Source organism: Gordonia sp. 34D (assembly GCF_056682775.1).
In genome coordinates this window covers 1,576,910-1,596,730 of the sequence record NZ_CM155293.1, presented here as the reverse complement: position 1 = coordinate 1,596,730, position 19,821 = coordinate 1,576,910, and the positions used below count along the sequence as shown (strand labels likewise).

The following is a 19,821-nucleotide window of genomic DNA, read 5'->3' as shown; positions in this document are numbered from 1 at the left end:
CCATGCACGTCATCATTGCTGGTGCAGGCATCGCGGGTCTAACGGCGGCTGCGGCATTCGTCCGTGACGGCCACAAGGTCACCGTCCTGGAACAACGTCATGACACCGCAGCTGGAGCAGGTATCACGCTGTGGCCCAATGCATTAGCGGCCCTCGACAGGATCGGGCTGGGAGAGGCCACTCGCGCTGTGTCGGCCCGGATTGAGGGCGGCGTCATTCGGTGGCAAGACGGTTCGACGATTCGTCGACCGGCTCACGGCGCGATGGTCCACGCGCTGGGCGAACCTCTCGCCGTTCTTCGACGCAGTGCACTGCGCGATGTCATCACCGACGCCCTGCCGAAACACACCGTCCGGTACGGCACGGCGGTCACCGCCGCGTTCACGTCTGGCGACGGGGCCGCTGTCGTCACCTCCGATGGCCAACGACTTCCTGCCGATCTGGTGGTTGCCGCCGACGGGACTCGATCGGCGCTGGCAAATCGCTTCAATCCCGGACTCGTCCACACCTACACCGGGTACTCCGCGTGGCGGGGGATAGCCGATCTGCAGATCGACCCGCGGCTAGCGGGACAAGTTGTCGGCCGTCTCTCAGAGTTCGGTGCGGTGCCGTTGCGCGAGGGTCAGACCTACTGGTTCGGTACGGTCCGGCTACCGGAGAATACGCAGTTCGGCGACGAGTCATCGCAGGTTCGGGCCCTGGCAAGCCGGTGGCCCGAGCCGATCGCCGCCGTCGTGGCGGCGACGTCTCGCGACCAGACCTCCCGGACGGACCTGTACGACCGTCCGCTGGCGCGGAGTTGGTCCGACGGCAGCGTCGTGCTGGTTGGCGATGCCGCGCACCCGATGCGTCCGCATCTGGGCCAGGGCGGATGTCAGGCGATCGAGGATGCGGTGGTGCTGGCCGCAGCGATCGCCAAGTATGCCGATGTTGGCCGATCGCTGGAACGGTATGAGGCAGTCCGGAAGCCGAGAGCACGCAAAATTGCGACGCAATCCCGGACAATTGGTCGTATTGTCGGCGCACGACCGCCGGTGGTCTTTGGTAACTCAATGCGTGCTAGTCGTCTTGTTCCCAATGCCCTATTTTTGCGGCATTTGGCAACAATCGCAGGAAAGTCGGCGATTGAGAAGCAACTCTCGTCGCTCTAATGGCTGGTTCCGTAAAGTCGTGTATTGGCGACTTATTGAGTTGGCAATTACTGGCCGATGGTGATCTTGCCCTGGAATACGAAGGGTGTCGAACCGGGGAGGCAATTGCGGAACGAGTCCGTCGGCATCGGTCCCTGGACGCCGACGTGATCGACGTTGCCCTTTCGGACGCTGATCTTGACCGCGTACCTGTCGCGAAGTGCGTTCGGCACCAGGTTGGGGGAGGTGGCCGAGATCGGGTAGACCAGCGAGGCGGTGTCGCCGTGGGTATAAATACAGGTGATAGGTCCCTTAACCTGGATAGGTGTTTTGCTTGACCCGTTCATGACCGTGGCGACATAGGTGCCTGCGGTCTTGCCGTGCTTGTCGCGCATGCCTGACGCATCGATGTTGAGGAGATGGACGCCGGGTGCGACGAGGAGATCGCCAGCAATCGAGAGGCTGGCTGGCATTGGATATTGTTCCGGGACGGCACTGGCTATTCCCGGTGTGGCGAGTGTCCCCATTGTTGCAATTGCGCCAATTGCTGCTGCAATCGGCCGCCGAATGGTGTGATTGTTCATGGTCAACTCCTACTTTGGCGTGTTTCCCGACTTTTTCGACGCTACGCCGTAAAGCCTTCAGTGAAAACAGCTATGAAAAATCAATTAATGGAAATTAATTCAAGAAAGTCTCTCGACGCGCAGAGTCGCCGAGCGTATCGTGGGCTATTGATCGTGATCTAACGACTGGAGGTGAGCCCAATGAACGCAGTGCCACAGTGGGTGCTCCCTCGCAGTCCACGATCGCGCGACTGATCTAGTCGCCGCCGGGAGCGCTCCGAACCGCAAGTTCGCGAAAGGCGACTCCCATGCACGAAATGACTACTTCATCGCTATTCAACGACCGTCGCGCCTTGGTGCTCGGCGGCGGCGGATCGTCCGGAAACGCTTGGTTGCTCGGCGTGGTCGCCGGGCTAGCCGCCGCGGGACTCGACGTCACGACTGCCGACCTGATAGTTGGAACGTCCGCGGGTTCGACTGCCGCGGCCATGATTACCAGCGCGACACCGGCAGAACTCTACGACGCCACCATCTCGGCCGTGGTGCCAGCGACGCCGCCAGTAAACCGCATCAGCGGGGCCGTCTCCGACCAACTGTCTCGTACGCAGCGGATCATCGACTCGTCCGACGGGATCTCCGAGATGCGGCGTCGAATGGGTGCGGCCGCGATCGAACTCGACAATGCCGAGGGTGGGGTCGGTTCGGCCCGGTGGCGCGGCGTCGTCGAAAGGCGACTCCCTAGCCAAGAGTGGCCGGAACAGCGGATTCTGCTGACCGCTGTTGATGCTCACACGGGCGAACCGGTGGCCTTCGATTGCGACAGCGGCGTCGACCTGGCCGATGCCGTCGCGGCTAGCTGCGCGGGCGGGCCCGCTTACCGGATTGGGGATCGGCAGTACATCGACGGGGGTTATCGGGCCAACGCGGACAATGCCGACCTCGCCGCCGGCTGCGGGCGGGTCTTGGTTCTGTCCCCGTTCGGGGGAGCCACCAGGGTGCCGCTCAATTGGCACGTGGATCTGGCCTCGCAGATCGACGAACTACGACGGCAAGGGAGCCGGGTCGAAACGATCTTCCCGGAGGGGGAAGGCCTCAAAGCATTTGGCGGCAATGCCATGGACCTGTCGGCGCGACCTCCGGCCGCCCGTGCTGGCTACGCCCAGGGGCAGCGGGCGGCGCAGGGCCTCACCGATTTCTGGAGTTGAGGTCCACAGGTTTTCCGCGGTGGGATGTCGCGCTATCGGTGATTCAAATACGAGAAGTCACGTACGAAGGCTCTTCGAGAAGGCGGCGACGGTCGGTGGGGGCAGTGAACAGCCCGTGCGGATGTGCCCGGCCAAGACCGTGCACTAGGTGTCACTTTCGTGCATTAGGGGTCGCTGCAAGATATACCCCAATGCACGAAAGTGACACCTAACGCACGATCGTGCAGCGATCGAGTCCCCAGGTAGCCGTCCGCGTCGGAGATTTTGGCCACAGTCGAGCCAACACGACACCCGACCTGAGCGGATGCCCCGGCGATGACGTTTTGGTGCCCCCAGCAGGACTCGAACCTGCGACCTAGAGATTAGAAGGCTCTTGCTCTATCCACCTGAGCTATGGAGGCGCATCGACCCTGATGGGTGGCGACGAACGACTACTCTATCGCGTCCTACAGTAGAGGTCATGACAGCGACGTCCGTCGGCAAGGCGGAGGAACACACGCGGGACCGCCTCAACGACCCCTCGGGCGTGCGGTCTCTGCTCATTTCCCTGCTCGTGGTTGTGGGGTCGATGGCGGCCGTAGTCGTGACTGGAGTGTCAGCCTCGACAGTCCTGCGCCTGACCGGACTGCCAGATCCCGGTTGGATCACAACATACGGATTGCCAGTGGCGACAGTCGTCGGGCAAATCTGTGCAGCGATCGGATTCGGGGCCGCCGTCTTCGCCGCCTTCTTTGTGCCGCCGCAGGCAAACGGTGCGCTGGATGCGGGCGGCTACCGCGCGATCCGCTGGGCCAGCGCCGCGATGCTTGTCTGGATGCTGTGCGCGCTCGCACTCATACCGCTGTCAATCTCGAACGTCAGCGGTAAGGGACTCAGCGAAGTCCTGATACCCAGGAACCTCCTCGAGGCGTACGGATCGGTCGCCGAAGCTCGATACTGGCTGTGGACGGCGATCTTCGCTGGCCTCGCCGCCATCGTCGCGCGGGCCATCATGCGCTGGGGGATGACCTTCCTGGTGATCGCGCTCGGCTTCCTGTCACTGATGCCGTCGGCACTCGCGGGTCACTCGTCGTCGGGCGGTGGCCACGACATCGCGACGAATAGTTTGATCCTGCACATCGTGGCCGCGGCCCTCTGGATGGGTGGCCTCCTCGCCGTCCTGGCCTATGCCTTCGGTAACGGCCAATGGCGGAACCTGGCGGTGTCTCGGTACTCCCGGGTGGCGTTCTGGTGCGTCATCGTCGTCGGTATCAGCGGTGTCATCAATGCCCTTGTCCGAATGTCGCTCGGTGACCTCTTCACGACTACTTACGGGCTGGTCGCGGTCGGTAAGGCTGTGGCGTTAGCCATCGCGGGCCTCATCGGAGCGCTCCACCGCACATTCACGATCAAAGAACTTGAAGAGAACGACGAGCCACGACAGTCGCTGTTCGTGCGGTTCGCGGCCGTCGAACTGGTGGTCTTCGCGGTGGCGTTCGGATTTGGTGCAGGCCTGTCGCGGACACCGCCACCGGTCCTGGAAACGGCCAACGTTTCGCCGATGGAACTCAAGATCGGCTACAACCTCGACGGTCCGCCGACGTTGTCGAAGCTGATGTTCGATTGGCGCTTCGACCTGATCTTCGGCACCCTCGCCATCGTCTTGGCGATCGTCTACCTGCGTGGTGTGTATCGCCTGCATAAGCGTGGCGACCATTGGCCGATTGGGCGGACCGTCGCCTGGCTGCTCGGCTGTGCCGCGCTGCTCATCGCGACGTCGTCCGGCATGGGCCGCTACGCACCGGCGATGTTCAGCGTTCACATGATGAGCCACATGATGTTGTCGATGCTGGTTCCGGTCCTGTTGGTTTTGGGCGGTCCCGTCACGTTGGCGCTGCGAGCCATCCCCGCTGCCGGACGAGGCAACCCGCCGGGGCCGCGCGAATGGATCCTGAGCGGAATCCACGGCTCGTACTCGAAGTTCGTAACCAACCCATTCATCGTGGTCACGCTTTTCGTCGGCAGCTTCTACGTGCTGTATCTCGGGGGTCTCTTCGACTCGCTCGTCGCGAACCACTCCGCACACCTGGCCATGAATTTCCACTTCTTGATCAGTGGCTTCTTGTTCTATTGGCTGGTCATCGGCATCGACCCCGCACCGCGGCAAATCAGTCCCGTCGCCAAGCTCGGTGTGGTGTGGGGGTCGCTACCATTCCACGCGTTCTTCGGTGTCGCTCTCATGATGACGACGGGGATTATCGCCGAAAAATGGTATGCGTCGCTGATGCACCCGTGGAATCTCGACCTGGCGGCTGACCAGCGAGTAGGCGGCGGTATCGCCTGGGCGACGGGTGAGTTCCCACTGATGGTCGTGATGATTGCACTGCTCGTCCAATGGAACCGACAAGACGATCGTGCTGCGCGCCGCTTCGACCGCAAGGCCGATATCGACCACGATGCAGAACTTGAGAGCTACAACGAGATGCTGCGCAAGATGAACGCGCCAGTCACGGAGAGCAATCTCGATGACACGGTGGCGTCAGATGCGGCAGGCGGCGCAGAAACGACAGTCGCGGGCGAGAAACCGCAAGAACGAGCGGATTAGGCGGCCGCGAGCGCAAGCTGGGGGAGTTGGAACTGTCCCAGACCAAGCTCGCGCTGGTGCTCCATCCAGCTGCGGACGTAACGTACTCCGGACTGGTAGTCGAGGCGACGACCGTGGAATTCACGGATGGCGTGGATGCTGCTCGTAGCCATAACGTTGGCCTTGTGAAGCATCGCCCGCATAAACGACGTGACGCGGTGAGCCCACTCGAATTCGGTCGACAGGACACCGAGGCCGAGGAAGAAGGTCACCCAGCCGGGGCCGGGAATCGGCAGCGGAATCATAGCCATGCCAGCGAGCACCATGAGGGTGCCGACGACGCCGACGCCGAAACGATACAAACGATTGAGGACGGGCTGCTGCCGAATCGCATAGCGGTGGCGGCGGTGCCAAATCTTCAATCGCAAACGCATCGTGAAACAAGCCTCTCGTCGTTGAGTCGCGGTCGCGACCTTTCGGGCGCAACCGGTACCGATCGGTGTCGCGGGCAGACATTCGCCAGCTAGGTCGGTTACCCAATGGGAACGAGCGCGCGCGATCGACAGTTCCCAGTGTGACACCCGGCACTCGTCTCAGCTAGTGGGACACGGAAAATGTGACGAATCGGATGGGCTATCCAATGCCTGCGGATCGGTCGTCGGATAGCCCCGTCATGCGCATGGTGATATTGATCCGTCCCTTGCCGAGCCCGCATGCGTCCGGGGCCGTGCCCGGGTGGATGCGGGTGACGCCGTGAAAGGCGAGGCGTGCCGGCCCGCCGAATACGAAGAGGTCGCCGGAGTTCAGCCTGAGGTCGGTGTATGGCTGGCCGCGGTTCTCGCTATTGCCGAAGCGGAACGTGCATGCGTCGCCGATCGACAGGGAAACGACGGGAGCGAGGGATTGCTCGTCTTTATCCTGGTGCATTCCCATGCGCGCGGCGTCGTCGTAGAAGTTCACCAAGGCAGCGTCGGGCGAGTAGTGCTCGATCATCTCTGGCGGATAGCCAGCGTCGGTGAGCGCGCGGCGTCCCAATCGGATCATCCAATCAGGGAAGGGGAGCACGCGCTGACCGTTCACGTCGGTGGCCTCGCGGGAATAGGTGTAGGGCCGCCAGTGCCAGCCAAGGCACACCGTCTGCACTGACATCTCGTGACCGCGGACCTTGGCCGCACGTAGCGGCACCGGCCCCCGCGTCCACTTCTGGAACTGCCCAACGATCCATCGTTGCTCGTCAAGGGCCAGCCAGGCAGGGACGTGGGTTGCGCCAGGGCCGAGATCAGTGGGCTCACGAAAGGGGCCATCGTCGAAGAGTGTCACGCGTTCACCCGCCTTCCGTCCACCGTGCTCCTCTGCCGATCGCTTCGCTCAAAGTTCCGCTTTTCTGTCACGATTCGACCTAACCATCACCGATCACCTCGTTTGGTGATGGTTTGGCGGAAAGTTGGCCACCGTACGCGTCAGTAAAGGGGAACGAAACCCGTACGACGACGCGTCTAACGTAAGGCGCTTGACTGGCCAAGTGCACGTCCTAGCGGTAGCGCATCGATGAAATTTCCTCATTTCTGTCACCGCATGCAGGTTGTGATCCTGCCAAACCGTCACCAGATGCATGGATTGGTGATGGTCTGGTCGAATCGTGACAGAAAAGGGAGAATTCGAGGTCGGGCTACGGCGATTCGCCGGTACACGCGCTCGTCGAGGTCGCTGACTATGCCACTCCAGTTCGCCGCTGCGACGCGTTCGTGCGGGTGCTTCTCATGCACGCCGTCACCTCCGGATCTCGGCCGATTTCAAACCTATGTCTATTCGGCTTCCTAGGCAGACGTCCGACGGGTCCCGACTGTGAGATCGGAGATTGAACGGACTGGCGAAGCACGGGGGAAAGTCCTGTTGGGGTAGCCTTTCGTGGTAACTGATTCCTGCGGCTACCTGCAGTGAAATCCACCCCGGCGTGAGGGCGCAGCGAGGGATTACGATCCCTGGTTCGTCGCAAACCCCCAGATCAGGAGGCCTTTGAGTGGCTGAGTTTATTTACACCATGAAGAAGGTGCGCAAGGCGCACGGCGACAAGGTGATCCTCGACGACGTCACCATGTCGTTCTACCCCGGCGCCAAGATCGGCGTCGTCGGCCCCAACGGTGCCGGTAAGTCCTCGATCCTGCGCATCATGGCCGGACTCGATACGCCGAGCAACGGTGAAGCCTTCCTCGACCCCGAGGCCACCGTCGGCATGCTCCAGCAGGAGCCGCCCCTCAATGAGGAAAAGACGGTCAAGGAAAACGTCGAAGAGGGCATGGGCGAGATCAAGGTGAAGCTCGACCGCTTCAACGAGGTCGCCGAACTCATGGCCACCGACTACTCCGATGAACTCATGGAAGAGATGGGTCGCCTCCAGGAAGACCTGGACAACGCTGACGCGTGGGACCTCGACTCACAGCTCGAACAGGCCATGGACGCCCTGCGCTGCCCGCCCGGCGACCTGCCCGTCACCAACCTCTCCGGTGGTGAGCGCCGTCGAGTGGCATTGTGCAAGCTGCTGCTGCAGAAGCCCGACCTGCTCCTCCTCGATGAGCCCACTAACCACTTGGACGCCGAGAGCGTGCTCTGGTTGGAGCAGCACCTGGCGAACTACCACGGTGCTGTCCTCGCCGTGACGCACGATCGCTACTTCCTCGATCACGTCGCCCAGTGGATCTGTGAAGTCGACCGCGGCCAGCTGCACCCCTACGAGGGCAACTACTCCACTTACCTGGAGAAGAAGGCCGAGCGTCTCTCAGTGCAGGGCAAAAAGGACCAGAAGCTGCAGAAGCGACTCAAGGAAGAACTCGCCTGGGTCCGGTCCGGTTCGAAGGCTCGCCAGACCAAGAACAAGGCCCGTCTTGCACGCTACGACGAGATGGTTATGGAGTCGGAGAAGCGGCGGAAGCTCGACTTTGAAGAAATCCAGATCCCGACCCCGCCGCGCCTCGGCAATGTGGTTGTCGAGGTCAAGAACCTCGACAAGGGCTTTGACGGTCGCGTCTTGATCAAGGACCTGTCGTTTACGCTGCCGCGCAACGGCATCGTCGGCGTAATCGGACCTAACGGCGTCGGTAAGACGACGCTGTTCAAGACCATCGTTGGTCTGGAAGAGCCCGACTCGGGTGAGGTCAAGATTGGTGAGACGGTCCAGCTCAGCTACGTCGACCAGGGTCGCGCCAACATCGACCCCAAGAAGACCGTGTGGGAGGTCGTCTCCGACGGTCTCGATTACATCGAGGTCGGCCAGAATGAGATGCCGTCGCGCGCGTACCTGAGTGCCTTCGGGTTCAAGGGTGCCGACCAGCAGAAGCCGTCGGAGGTGCTCTCCGGTGGTGAGCGCAACCGCCTGAACCTGGCGCTGACGCTGAAAGAGGGCGGCAACCTGATCCTCCTCGATGAGCCGACTAACGACCTTGATGTCGAAACCCTCAGTTCCCTCGAGAACGCCCTGCAGGAATTCCCCGGCTGTGCCGTCGTGATCTCGCACGACCGTTGGTTCCTGGACCGGACCTGTACCCACATTCTCGCGTGGGAAGGCAATGTTTCCGAGGGCCAGTGGTTCTGGTTCGAAGGCAACTTCGAAGCCTATGAGGAGAACAAGGTGGAGCGTCTCGGCGCTGATGCGGCTCGCCCGCACAGCGTGACGCACCGTCGCCTCACTCGCGACTAGTTTTCGCCGCAAATTCGCGCGCTTCCGGTTGTCTGGCAATCGGAAAGCGCGCGAATTTGTTTTTGGGCTGAGGTGACCAGCCGCCGCCTCGGTGGCGGCGCGATGCTGACTCGTCAGTCCACTGCGCGCGACCTCGCCGGTCGGTATCGTTCGAGCCGTACGACGATCACAAGGTGGAACGGACCCGCCAGTCGGTTTGTGCGCTTCCCCCTTGGCAACTGCGAGAGGGACGATGTCTGTGAACGGCGAACTGCGCAAGCCCGGCGAGCCCCTGGTCGATACCGCGAAACTTGCCGACGGCTCTATCCGCGTGCAGATCGTGGCCGACGACATCCCGCTGCTCGTCGAATCGGTCCTCGCAGTTCTCGATGGGCTTCGACTGACGATCGTGACCAACACCCACCCGGTGCGGTCTTTGCGACGCGACGACGCTGGGCGGATCTCGGACGACGGTGTGGCGCGGAATGAATCCTGGATCTCCATTGAGACCGCACCCGCGTCCGACTGCGACATCGATCAGTTAGGAATCGACATCGCCGCGGCCCTGGCACGCGCCCAGTCCGTGCACGCCGATACTCCGGGGATTCATCGGGCTCTTTCGGATCTGGCCGAATTGCTTAGTGCCGACGACGAAGACGCCGACATTCTCAGTTGGTTCGCTACCCGCGACAACTTCCTGCCCGTCGGCTACCGCACCGCTGGTGACACCACCGGACTCGGCGTTTGGCGCCATACCCGCGTGGCACGACCGCCCGCTGTGGACGGTACTGAATCGGTGAGTGTGGACCGGGCATGGTTGCCAACAGGGTTGCTGCGCAGTCGATTTCCCGTGGTGCTTCGGGTTCGGGCCGACGGCGTCGAACATCAGATCGTCGGCACCATCACCTCGATCGGTGACTATCAGTCGGTGCGTTCGATTCCCGGAATCCGCGGCAAGATCGCCGACGTCTTGCGGGGGCTGGGCGTCAGTGAAGACTCGTTCGGTGGACTGGCTGCGGTGGAATTGTTGCAGACCTACCCGCTCGCCGAGTTGATGACGGCCGACAGCGACGATCTCACCGGACGTATCGGTGAGCTACTTGAGGCGCAAACCTCACGCCGTCCGCGGTTCTATGCGCGAACCGTCGAATCGGGCGGTATCGCCAGCTTCCTTGTGTTCATGCCCCGCGAGGAATACTCGTCCGACGTTCGCGAGCGCATCGTCGAACTCCTCGAAAAGGACTTGAACGGTAGCGAGACCGAGTTCTTCACCAAACTGTCGAATTCGCCGCTAGCCCAACTAGAAGTGCTGATGCGCACTGACGCGGACGTCCAGGTCGCGCTCGGCGATCGCCTCACGCAGCACCTGTCCGAGTCTGTTCGAAGCTGGAGCGACCGGGTCCGCGAACATCTCGACGGTGACGGTGCGGCATTGCTGTCGACGGTCAGTGACCGTTACCGAGACGAGCGTGACCCGCGCGATGCGGCCGTCGATTTGCCGATCGCCGCGTCGCTCGCCGTCGGCGATCTCCATGTGCGGCTGGATCGGACCGACCCGCACGCCTGGCGGTTTGTGCTCTACCTGGCGGGTGGTTCGGCCGCCCTGACGGAACTGCTGCCGATGCTGCAGAGTTTGGGCCTCACCGTGCTCGACGAACATCCGCATGTGGTCGACCGGCCCGACGATCTGGCCGTGAGCGTGTACGAGTTCACCGTGCATCCGGCCCCGCATGTGGACCTCAACCACGGCGACAGCGACGAGGCCGACAGCGACGACGTGGGGGAGATCTCCGAGCGTGTCGCCGAAGCGTTCAAAGACATGTGGCGGGGCACCACCGAAACCGATGGTCTTAACGAACTGATCCTGCGCGCAGGCCTAACCTCCCGCACCGTGGCCATGATTCGAACCTATACGCGGTACCTCGGCCAATGCGGGGTGGGTTTCACCCTGTCCCACGTGGCGAGCGTGCTCGGCGAGCATCGCGCCGTGACCCGCGATCTGGTCGAACTCTTCGCCGCCAGCTTCGACCCCGACGGCACCTCCCCGGCCCGACGACTGCGGGCACAGGAATCGCTGAGAGGTCACATCGCCGAAATCCTCAGCCTCGACGCCGACCGGGTGGTGTCGGCGCTGTCAGCAGTCGTGGAAGCGACGCTGCGGACGAACTACTACATCGACGACTATCGGTCCGACTACCGACCGTCGATCGCCGTCAAACTCGACACCGGTGCCATCCCGCAAGCACCGCAGCCGCGACCGAAGTACGAGATTTACGTCTACTCGCCACAGATGGAGGGGGTGCATCTGAGATTCGGGGATGTGGCGCGCGGTGGCCTCCGGTGGTCGGATCGGCGTGAAGACTTCCGCACCGAAATTTTGGGCCTGGTAAAGGCGCAGGCCGTGAAGAATGCGGTGATCGTGCCCGTTGGTGCCAAGGGCGGTTTCGTCGTTCGTCGACCAGCCGCCCCGACCGGCGATCCGACCGTCGACCAAGGTGCCTTCTTGGCTGAGGGAACTGCCTGCTATCGGGCATTCATCGCCTCGCTGCTGTCGATCACCGACAACCTCGATACCGTGACCGGCATCGTGCATCCACCCGCACGGGTGGTCCGCCGTGACGGTGATGACCCGTACCTGGTGGTGGCCGCAGACAAGGGCACTGCCCGGTTCTCCGATACGGCCAACGGTGTCGCCGACGACTTTGGCTTCTGGCTCTCGGATGCGTTCGCCTCGGGGGGATCGGTGGGCTACGACCACAAGGCCATGGGGATCACCGCGCGGGGCGCGTGGGAGTCGGTGAAGCGACACTTCGCCGAACGCGGCATTGACACCCAAACCCAAGAGTTCACCGCCGTCGGCATCGGCGACATGAGCGGTGACGTTTTCGGCAACGGCATGCTCCTGTCTCGGCACACGCGCCTCGTCGCCGCCTTCGACCACCGGCACATCTTCATCGACCCGACACCGGAAGCCGCGCCGTCGTACGCCGAGCGCGCCCGACTGTTCGCGCTGCCGCGGTCATCGTGGGACGACTACCGCCGCGACCTGATCTCCGACGGCGGCGGGGTGTGGTCGCGCGATGTGAAATCCATTGAGATCAGCGACCCCGTGCGGATCGCACTCGGACTGGCCGACGGGGTGATCGCGCTGTCGCCGCCCGATCTCATCCGCGCGATCCTCCTGGCACCCACCGACTTGCTGTTCAACGGTGGAATCGGCACGTATATCAAGGCGTCCGACGAATCGGATTCGTCCGTCGGCGACAAGGCGAACGACGCGATCCGGGTCAACGGCAATCAGTTGCGTGTCTCGGTGGTCGGCGAGGGCGGCAACCTCGGCGTCACCGAACGCGGCCGCATTGAAGCAGACCTGTCGGGGGTGGCGATTAACAGCGATGCCCTCGACAACTCGGCCGGCGTGGACTGCTCCGACCACGAGGTCAACATCAAGATCCTCCTCGGCTCAGCAATCTCCGCTGGCATCCTCGAACCGGACGAGCGCAACGATCTGCTTCTGTCGATGACCGACGACGTCGCCGAACTTGTGCTCGCCAACAACGTCGACCAAAACGCCGAACTCGGCATCTCGCGGCGAACCGCGGACGACGACACCGACCTGCACTCGCGGGTGCTGGCGTACCTGGCCGAAGCCGGCGTCGACCTTGAACTCGAAGCGTTACCGACCCCAGAAGCGTTGCTGCGCAGGCGATCGAGCGAACTCCAGCGTGGCCTCACCAGTCCGGAACTGGCGACCCTGATGGCGCACGTGAAGCTCGATGCCAAAGCGCGGCTGCTTAACTCCTCGCTTCCGGAAAACGACATGTTCGATGCGGCGGCGACGTTGTACTTTCCCGAACCCCTGCGGACCAAGTTCGTGGCAGGCATTCGCGGTCATCGGCTCAAGCGCGAGATAGTCACCACGGTGCTGGTGAACCGGGCGGTCGCGGACTGCGGTATTACGCACCTGTTTGCATTGGGGGAAATGACCGGCACCGACGTCGCCGACGCCATGCGGGCTTCCGTTGTCACCGTGCGGGTATTCGGCATCACCAGCCTGGTCGGCGAGTTGCGCGGTGAGGGGGTGCCAGCAGCCATCGTCGACGAGGCGACCGGTCGCATTCGCAGCCTGCTGTCGTCGGCGTCTCGGTGGTTCCTGGCGCATCGGCCCCAACCGCTGGCAATTGCCGCGGAGACCACGCGCTATGCCCAGGTCCTAGAACTCGGTGGCCGCCTTGACGAATGGCTTATCGGCACGGCGCTGCGCACCATGCAGGAGCAGCGACAAGAACTCGTCGACGCGGGCGTCCGGCCAGCCCTCGCGCACGCCATCGCCATCAGCGACTACCGACTGCAGTTACTCGACGTCCTCGACATCGCCGAAATCTCGGACCGCTCGCCTGACGAAGTCGGGGAGTTGCTATTCGCCGTCGTCGACCGGTTCGATTTGGAAGAACTGGCCACCCGGGTGGCGGCGTTAGAACACAACGACCGTTGGACGCTCCTGGCGCAACTGTCGTTGAGCGACGAGATTCACGCGGTGCTGCGGTCGCTGACAAGGTCGATTCTGACCCTGTCGGAGCCGGAAGAGTCGGCAGCCCAAAAGATCTCCGACTGGGAGCAATCGCGGTCGGCGATTATCGAACGGGTGGAGTCAACACTGCACGCGCTCGAGGCCACCGACCGCTGGGACCTCGCCGCGCTCACGGTCGCAGTCCGCTCGTTGCGTAGTGTTGTGGGGTAGCGGCAGGAGGCTCACACCATGACAGGTCTATCGGACCAGACCCCGACCACCATCATCGAATCGACCGAAAGTGCCGACAAGCGAAGGCTTTTCGCCGACGACGGAGGCACGACCGAATTCGGGTACGAGGTGTCGGTGCCGGTGCGGTGGTCGGACATGGACGTGTTCGCGCACATCAACCACGCCCGCATGGTGACCCTTCTCGAAGAGGCTCGCATCCCGTGGTTGTTCTACGACGACAAGCCGACGTTCGCGATGCGAAAAGGCTGCCTCGTCGCGGATCTGCGCGTCAAGTACCAGGGGCAAATCCGCCACGATGAGTCGCCGATCCGCGTCACGATGTTCGTTGAGAGGTTGCGCGCCGTCGACTTCACGGTTGGCTACGAGGTGCGACCGCACGGTGCCGCGCCGGACTCGAAGCCATCGGTGGTTGCCAGTACCCAGTTGGTGTCGTTCGACATCGACACCCAGCGGCCGCGACGCATGACGCCGGAAGAGAAGGCATACCTGCAGAGTTTCGTCCGGGACGAGGTCATGAGATGACCGGGCTGGATCAGGGCGTCGAACGACTCCTCACTCCGCACACCCGCGACGATCGCACCGACGTGAAAGCTTTCCTGGAACGCGCACGGCGCGTGGAGGATTCGGGTGTTTTGCGGGCGCAGCAGCGCGCCGACGGTCGGGTTGGGCTGTGGATCCGAACCGGCTTCGACATCCTCGCGACGCGGTCAGTTTTCGGTACCGTGTCGCCGACGGACGTGGTGTGCGATATCTCGGCGATGTCCGCAGCGGTCGTGGAGGATGGCGACGGTCCCATCCCGTTGGGTTTTGCGATGCCGGGTGCCTGGCAGGGTGCGCTTCCGCCAGCGGACGGGTTTACCCACCTCGACGACGTTCCCGCACGTGAACTGATCGAACTCTCGCGCAAGGGAGTTGGCGTCGCACGCAACGAATCCGGTGCCTTGGGGCCGGCGTCGTCGCTGCTGGATCAGACTGTTTTAGAGGTGAGCGGCACGCATTCGGATGAGGTCGCGAAAATTTCCATGCGCGCGGTCTTTGCCTTGACGGCGATGGGCTTCGTCCGCGACAGCGGCGGCCACGAGATCACCGAGGATTCACCGATCGACAAGATCGCGGCGGGTGAACCTATCCGCGTGCGCGTCTCGTCCGCGTGGGTCCGCGTCGACGCGCGCTTCGGTTCCGTCTACCAGCGTCGAGCAATCTTGAACCTCGCCGTGATGTAACCCCCGGCCCCGCTGTTCCCGCATGATGCGTTGATTCCCGCACTACGTCAGACGTAGTGCGGGAATCAACGCATCATGCGGGAACGCCGAAGGGCGGGGGGTTACACCAGCCAGGCGGCTGATCCCGGGACCAGTAGGCCACCTTCGAGGGGGGTGCTGACGAGCAGGATTTGGCCGGGAGGCAGGGGGACCGGGTGGTTCGAGGCGTTAAGGGCGCAGATCAGGCCACCGGAACGACGGAAAGCGAGGCAGCCCTCCGGGGCGCCGTACCACTCGATGGTGTCGCCGGAAAACTCCAGCCGCGCGTAACGCAACTCGAGGGCCTGTCGGTACAGCGACAGGGTCGAGTAGATGTCCTCGAGCTGGGCTTCCACGGTCAGGCTGGCCCAGTCGGCAGGCATGGGGAGCCAAGTGCTTTCGCCGTTGGTGAAGCCAAACGGAGGTTCGGTGCCCTCCCACGGCATTGGTACGCGGCAGCCGTCGCGGCCACGGTCCGTGTGCCCCGAGCTTTCCCACACCGGGTCGACGAGGGCTTCGTCGGGCAGGTCCACGTTCGGCAGGCCAAGCTCGGCACCGTTGTAGATAAATGCGGTGCCGGGTAGTGCCAACTCGAGCATGATCATCGCGCGGGCACGGGCGGTGCCAATGGCGAGCAAGTCGTCGGGCGTCAAACCCTCCGCGGCGGCACCGGTCGGCAGGTAACGGGTCACCTCGCGGGGCACATCATGGTTCGACAACGTCCAGGTGGGGACGGCGCCGACGGCAGCGGTGGCGGCCAGCGATTCGGTAACCGCTTCCCGAATTTCGGCAGCGTCGAATTCGACAGTCGCGAGGCGGAAGTTGAAACCCAAATGCAGTTCGTCGGGCCGCACGTACTTGGCAAAGGCCTCGTTTGAGTGGACCCAAATTTCGCCGACGTTAAAGGTCCCTGGATATTCATCCATCACCGCGCGGATGGCTCGGTGGATTTCGTGGACACCGTCGTCGTTGAAACGCGGATCATCGTCGGTGTGTTTCAGGATCTCCGACGACGCCGTCATATCGGGAAGTCCGGCCGGTTTCGCCATCCCGTGTGCCACATCGATCCGGAAGCCATCGATGCCGCGGTCGAGCCAGAACCGCATCGTGGTCTGCAGGTCGGCGAGGACTTCGGGGTTGTCCCAGTTCAGGTCGGGTTGTTCCGGGGCAAACAGATGCAGATACCACTGGCCGGGCCGCCCGTCGGCTTCGGTCACTCGCGACCACGCAGTGCCGCCGAAGACGCTGGTCCAGTTGTTGGGTGGTTCGTCACCGTCGACACCGCGACCATCGGCAAAAATGTAGCGGGCCCGCTCCGGGCTGCCGGGTGCAGCACCCAACGCAGCCGAGAACCACGGATGCTGGTCGCTCGTATGGTTCGGTACCAAGTCCATCGTCACGCGAATATCCCGGTCATGGGCTTCACGGATCAGTTGGTCGAACAGTGCCAAATCGCCGAACAACGGATCGATGGCGCGCGGATCGGACACGTCGTAGCCGTGATCGGCCATCGGCGACCGCATGATCGGCGACATCCAGATTGCGTCGACGCCCAGCAGTTCGAGGTAGCCGAGTTTGTCGATGATGCCGGCGAGATCGCCGACACCGTCGCCCGAGAGATCGGAAAACGATCGCGGATACACCTGGTAGATGACCGCCGATCGCCACCACTGGGTGCCGTAGTCCGCGGTGCCGTAGGTCATCATCTGCTGATCCACCGTTTTGCCGTCCCTCACTGTTCCACTCTTGCCTGATCTGTGCCGTGCCTGTCGGTGCTAGTACTCGGAGTTCACCAAGGACTGCGCCGCCATGTTCATGTAGTCGGTCATTGCCTTGCGGTGCTCGTCGTCCATGATCGATGATTCGATGGATCCGATCGCGATGTGCATGCATCGCAGCCATGCGTCCCGCTGGATGGGGCCGATGGTGTACGGCACATGCCGCATCCGTAGACGCGGATGGCCGCGTTCGTCGTTGTAGGTGTGCGGTCCGCCCCAGTACTGCTCCAAAAACATGCGGAGACGACGCTCTGCCGGACCCAGGTCTTCTTCCGGGTACATCGGCTTCAGAATTTCATCGTTTGCCACCTCTTCGTAGAAGCGGGCAGTGATGCGGCGGAAGGTTTCGTGACCGCCTATTTCCTCGTAGAACGTGCTCACTTGTCCCATTGTCCACTATCGGTGCGATTCGCCGTCTACGACACTCTGTAGGCCCTCGGGCGACAGGCGGTAGTCCGGTGCGTTAAATTGGACGCAGATGATCTGCAATCGGCAGGTCTGTGCGCTTAGCGTCGAGCGCTTGTCGAAAGGGTCGGGTGTGGACCAGCTTCTTGTCCCAGTCGGAATGACCGTCGTGGTGCTGTGCCTGTTGGCAGTCGCGGCCTGCGTCGTCTCCATGATTTTCTCGCATGGATTGAAGCGACCGAAGATTAACGAATACACGCTTGACCAGCCTTGGGTCAGCGGCCCGACGCTGTTCAGTGCGACCGAGATTGAGCCCATGGCTCTGGCCCGGCACTTTGAGCCCGGCGATGTCGAAGGAGGATCTGCAAGTGGCAAGTGGTGACCTGACCCAGAAGTACACTGCTGTCGCCCCGGCGAACAGCCTCCCCCTGGGGACCGTCGTGACCAACAGCGGTCGCGTTTCGGTGGCCCTGTTTCCGGGCGACGGCTTCGACACCCCGCCGTTCAGCAGCCACGAGCTCATCATGCTCGACGAGGCGTTGAGCCAGGCGAGCGAAGTGGCCAACGTTCGGTTCTCCGTCTACATCGGTGAACTTGGCGATAACGCCGTTGCCGGTGCCCGCGAGATCCTGGCGCAGGCTCCAGAGCCCGCCCACGGCGCACTCATCGCAGTGTCGCCGAACTCGAAAGACGTCGCTGTCGTTTCGGGCTCGGACGTTGCCGGACGCGTCAACGACCGTGTCGCTGAACTCGGTGTTTCGGCCGCGCTGTCGTCGTTCAAGCAGAACGACCTCATCGACGGCCTGGTGTCGGCACTGCGCGTGATGGCGACCGCCGTCGAGCGCCCCTGATCTACCACTAAAGTGGGCCCCGCCGGATTCGGCGGGGCCCACTTTGTGTTCGGCCGCTACACGAGGGTGTAGGTGCGATCGCGTTCGCCGCGCTCCCACAACTGGTCATTGCCGACGGTGGTCGATTCGGCAGCCAGGGTCCGCTTGATGATCTTGTTCGTCGCGGTCGCAGGCAGTTCGGCAGCGATCCGCACATACCGCGGCCAGGCCTTGATGGACAGGTCGGGCTGAGCAGCCAAAAACTCGGCGAACTCGTCGGGGGTGAGGGTGGCACCGTCGCGCAGGACCATCGCCGCCATGACCTGATCCCCGACCGCGTTCGGGTCGGGAACACCGTAAACGGCGACCCGACTGAGCTGATCGAGGCGGGTCAAAATCCGTTCGATCGGGCCAGCCGCCAGGTTTTCACCGTCGACGCGCATCCAGTCGGCGGTACGGCCGGCGAGGTAGATCCAGCCGTCAGCGTCCACATATGCCAGGTCACCGGACCAGAACATGCCTCCCCGCATCCGCTCAGCATCGGCTTCGGGATTGTTGTAGTAGCCGGTGAAGAAGCCGGGGCCGGTGCTGTTGACGAGTTCGCCGACCGCTTCGGTGGCGTTTGTCAGTGCGCCGGTGTCATCGAACTCGGCGACGGCACATTCGACGTTGGTCTCGGGGTTGTAGACCGCGACACCGGGCAAACCCCGGCCGATGGAGCCAAGCGGGGTATCCGCCTCACGGGTAATGATGACGGCGTTCTCGGTGGAGCCGAAGGCGTCGACGACGGTGGTGCCGAAACGGCGAGAGAACTCGGCGATGTCGCGGTCGGAGGCCTCATTGCCGAAGCAGATGCGCAGACCGTTGTCGGCATCGTCCGGCTGTGGCGATGTTGCCAGCACGTAGGCGAGCGGCTTGCCGACGTAGTTCATGTAGGTGATGCCGAAGTCACGGAGGTCACGAGTGAATCGGGAGGCGGAGAACCGAACGGGCACCAGGGTGCCGCCAACAGCGAGCGCCGGCGAGAAGCAGGCTGCGATGGCATTCGAGTGGAACAGCGGCATCGAGACGTAGAACACGTCGTCGGCGGTGAGGCCGAATCGTTCCACCAGGTTCTGGCCCGCATAGACGATCATCAAGTGCGAGACCAAGACTGCCTTCGGGTCACCGCTGGTGCCCGAGGTGAAGATCATCATGAAGGGGTCTTGGATTTCTGGCGTCCGCAATGGCTTGAGATCACCGGCTGCCGCAACCTTGTTTGCCCAGTCTTGCGACTCAAGATCGACGACCCTGACATTCGGCAGTTCGACGCCATCCAGCAGGGTGCGGTTGGCGGCGTCGGTCATCACCAGTTGGGCATCCGAGCGCTCGATGTCGTGTGCGAGTGCCTCGCCGCGCCGGGTGATGTTAACGCCGACGAGCACGTACCCACCGAGGCCGGCCGCAGCCAGCGAGACCAGCATTTCGGGGGAGTTATCGCAGAGAATCGCGACGTGCGCCGGGCGGTCGGAGTCGAGTTCGGCAATCACGGCAGCGGCGTGGGCTGATGCCCGCGCCACAAACTCCTGCCAACTCCACTCGACAATTTGGTCGTCGGCGTCACGGAATCGGACGGCAATATCCGGGGAATCAGCGCGCGATTGAAGCAGCGTTTGAATCGTATCCATAATC

15 protein-coding genes and 1 tRNA gene are annotated in these 19,821 nt (G+C 62.9%); 9 read left to right on the top strand and 7 right to left on the bottom strand.

The annotated features are described in order from the left end of the window. The first annotated feature begins 2 nt into the window (after window positions 1-2). Window positions 3-1,151 carry an FAD-dependent monooxygenase gene (locus AC1L34_RS07405; RefSeq protein WP_424322434.1) on the top strand — a complete coding sequence of 383 codons (1,149 nt, stop codon included), beginning with the start codon at window positions 3-5 and terminating at the stop codon, window positions 1,149-1,151. A gap of 47 nt (window positions 1,152-1,198) precedes the next feature. On the opposite strand, the gene AC1L34_RS07400 is transcribed toward AC1L34_RS07405, so the two are convergent. Beyond that, window positions 1,199-1,603: a hypothetical protein gene (locus AC1L34_RS07400; protein ID WP_424294734.1), complete on the bottom strand. Its 405-nt coding sequence runs from the start codon at window positions 1,601-1,603 to the stop codon at window positions 1,199-1,201. A 407-nt stretch (window positions 1,604-2,010) separates the two neighbouring features. Between AC1L34_RS07400 and AC1L34_RS07395 the strand changes: the two genes are divergently transcribed. Then, on the top strand, window positions 2,011-2,898 hold the full coding sequence (locus AC1L34_RS07395; protein ID WP_424322435.1) for a patatin-like phospholipase family protein: 888 nt from the start codon (window positions 2,011-2,013) through the stop codon (window positions 2,896-2,898). A 324-nt stretch (window positions 2,899-3,222) separates the two neighbouring features. Here the strand turns inward: AC1L34_RS07395 and AC1L34_RS07390 are convergent. Further along, window positions 3,223-3,299: transfer RNA gene (locus AC1L34_RS07390), tRNA-Arg, on the bottom strand. Window positions 3,300-3,358: 59 nt separating this feature from the next. Between AC1L34_RS07390 and AC1L34_RS07385 the strand changes: the two genes are divergently transcribed. Continuing rightward, window positions 3,359-5,482 (top strand): bifunctional copper resistance protein CopD/cytochrome c oxidase assembly protein, encoded by a 2,124-nt coding sequence (locus AC1L34_RS07385; RefSeq protein WP_424294732.1) that lies wholly within the window; start codon window positions 3,359-3,361, stop codon window positions 5,480-5,482. Here the strand turns inward: AC1L34_RS07385 and AC1L34_RS07380 are convergent. Together AC1L34_RS07380 and AC1L34_RS07375 are read right to left on the bottom strand one after the other, a co-directional pair. Then, entirely contained in the window at window positions 5,479-5,895 is a 417-nt protein-coding gene (locus AC1L34_RS07380; protein WP_424294731.1) for a PGPGW domain-containing protein, read from the bottom strand. The two genes, AC1L34_RS07385 and AC1L34_RS07380, sit on opposite strands and share 4 nt — an antisense overlap. Window positions 5,896-6,094: 199 nt before the next feature. Then, window positions 6,095-6,781 carry an alpha-ketoglutarate-dependent dioxygenase AlkB family protein gene (locus tag AC1L34_RS07375; RefSeq protein WP_424294730.1) on the bottom strand — a complete coding sequence of 229 codons (687 nt, stop codon included), beginning with the start codon at window positions 6,779-6,781 and terminating at the stop codon, window positions 6,095-6,097. A 700-nt stretch (window positions 6,782-7,481) separates the two neighbouring features. Here AC1L34_RS07375 and ettA point away from each other — a divergent pair. The 4 genes from ettA to AC1L34_RS07355 all read left to right on the top strand — a co-directional run bounded on the left by ettA (window position 7,482) and on the right by AC1L34_RS07355 (window position 15,119). Then, the gene (gene ettA / locus AC1L34_RS07370; RefSeq protein ID WP_424294728.1) at window positions 7,482-9,155 is read left to right on the top strand and encodes an energy-dependent translational throttle protein EttA; all 1,674 of its coding nucleotides are present in this window, start codon (window positions 7,482-7,484) and stop codon (window positions 9,153-9,155) included. Window positions 9,156-9,387: 232 nt separating this feature from the next. After that, window positions 9,388-13,875, top strand: a complete 4,488-nt coding sequence (locus AC1L34_RS07365; RefSeq protein WP_480035243.1) for an NAD-glutamate dehydrogenase domain-containing protein — start codon at window positions 9,388-9,390, stop codon at window positions 13,873-13,875. Between the two features lie 18 nt (window positions 13,876-13,893). Continuing rightward, the gene (locus AC1L34_RS07360) at window positions 13,894-14,418 is read left to right on the top strand and encodes an acyl-CoA thioesterase (protein WP_424297306.1); all 525 of its coding nucleotides are present in this window, start codon (window positions 13,894-13,896) and stop codon (window positions 14,416-14,418) included. After that, window positions 14,415-15,119: a DUF8185 domain-containing protein gene (locus tag AC1L34_RS07355; protein WP_424297308.1), complete on the top strand. Its 705-nt coding sequence runs from the start codon at window positions 14,415-14,417 to the stop codon at window positions 15,117-15,119. Before AC1L34_RS07360 ends, AC1L34_RS07355 begins: the two co-directional genes overlap by 4 nt. A 101-nt stretch (window positions 15,120-15,220) precedes the next feature. On the opposite strand, the gene AC1L34_RS07350 is transcribed toward AC1L34_RS07355, so the two are convergent. Then, window positions 15,221-16,843 (bottom strand): glycoside hydrolase family 13 protein, encoded by a 1,623-nt coding sequence (locus tag AC1L34_RS07350; protein ID WP_424293825.1) that lies wholly within the window; start codon window positions 16,841-16,843, stop codon window positions 15,221-15,223. Window positions 16,844-16,912: 69 nt separating this feature from the next. Next, window positions 16,913-17,305 carry a globin gene (locus tag AC1L34_RS07345; RefSeq protein ID WP_424293824.1) on the bottom strand — a complete coding sequence of 131 codons (393 nt, stop codon included), beginning with the start codon at window positions 17,303-17,305 and terminating at the stop codon, window positions 16,913-16,915. Window positions 17,306-17,453: 148 nt separating this feature from the next. On the opposite strand from AC1L34_RS07345, the gene ctaJ reads away from it, so the two are divergent. Both ctaJ and AC1L34_RS07335 read left to right on the top strand, forming a co-directional pair. Next, entirely contained in the window at window positions 17,454-17,702 is a 249-nt protein-coding gene (ctaJ, locus tag AC1L34_RS07340; RefSeq protein ID WP_424323226.1) for an aa3-type cytochrome oxidase subunit CtaJ, read from the top strand. After that, window positions 17,689-18,171, top strand: coding sequence for a DUF5130 domain-containing protein (locus tag AC1L34_RS07335; RefSeq protein WP_424323225.1), 483 nt, complete (start codon window positions 17,689-17,691; stop codon window positions 18,169-18,171). The genes ctaJ and AC1L34_RS07335 overlap by 14 nt, the downstream gene beginning before the upstream one ends. A 56-nt stretch (window positions 18,172-18,227) precedes the next feature. Here AC1L34_RS07335 and fadD1 read toward each other — a convergent pair whose 3' ends face one another. Beyond that, window positions 18,228-19,817, bottom strand: a complete 1,590-nt coding sequence (fadD1, locus tag AC1L34_RS07330) for a fatty-acid--CoA ligase FadD1 (protein WP_424323224.1) — start codon at window positions 19,815-19,817, stop codon at window positions 18,228-18,230. Window positions 19,818-19,821: the final 4 nt, after the last annotated feature.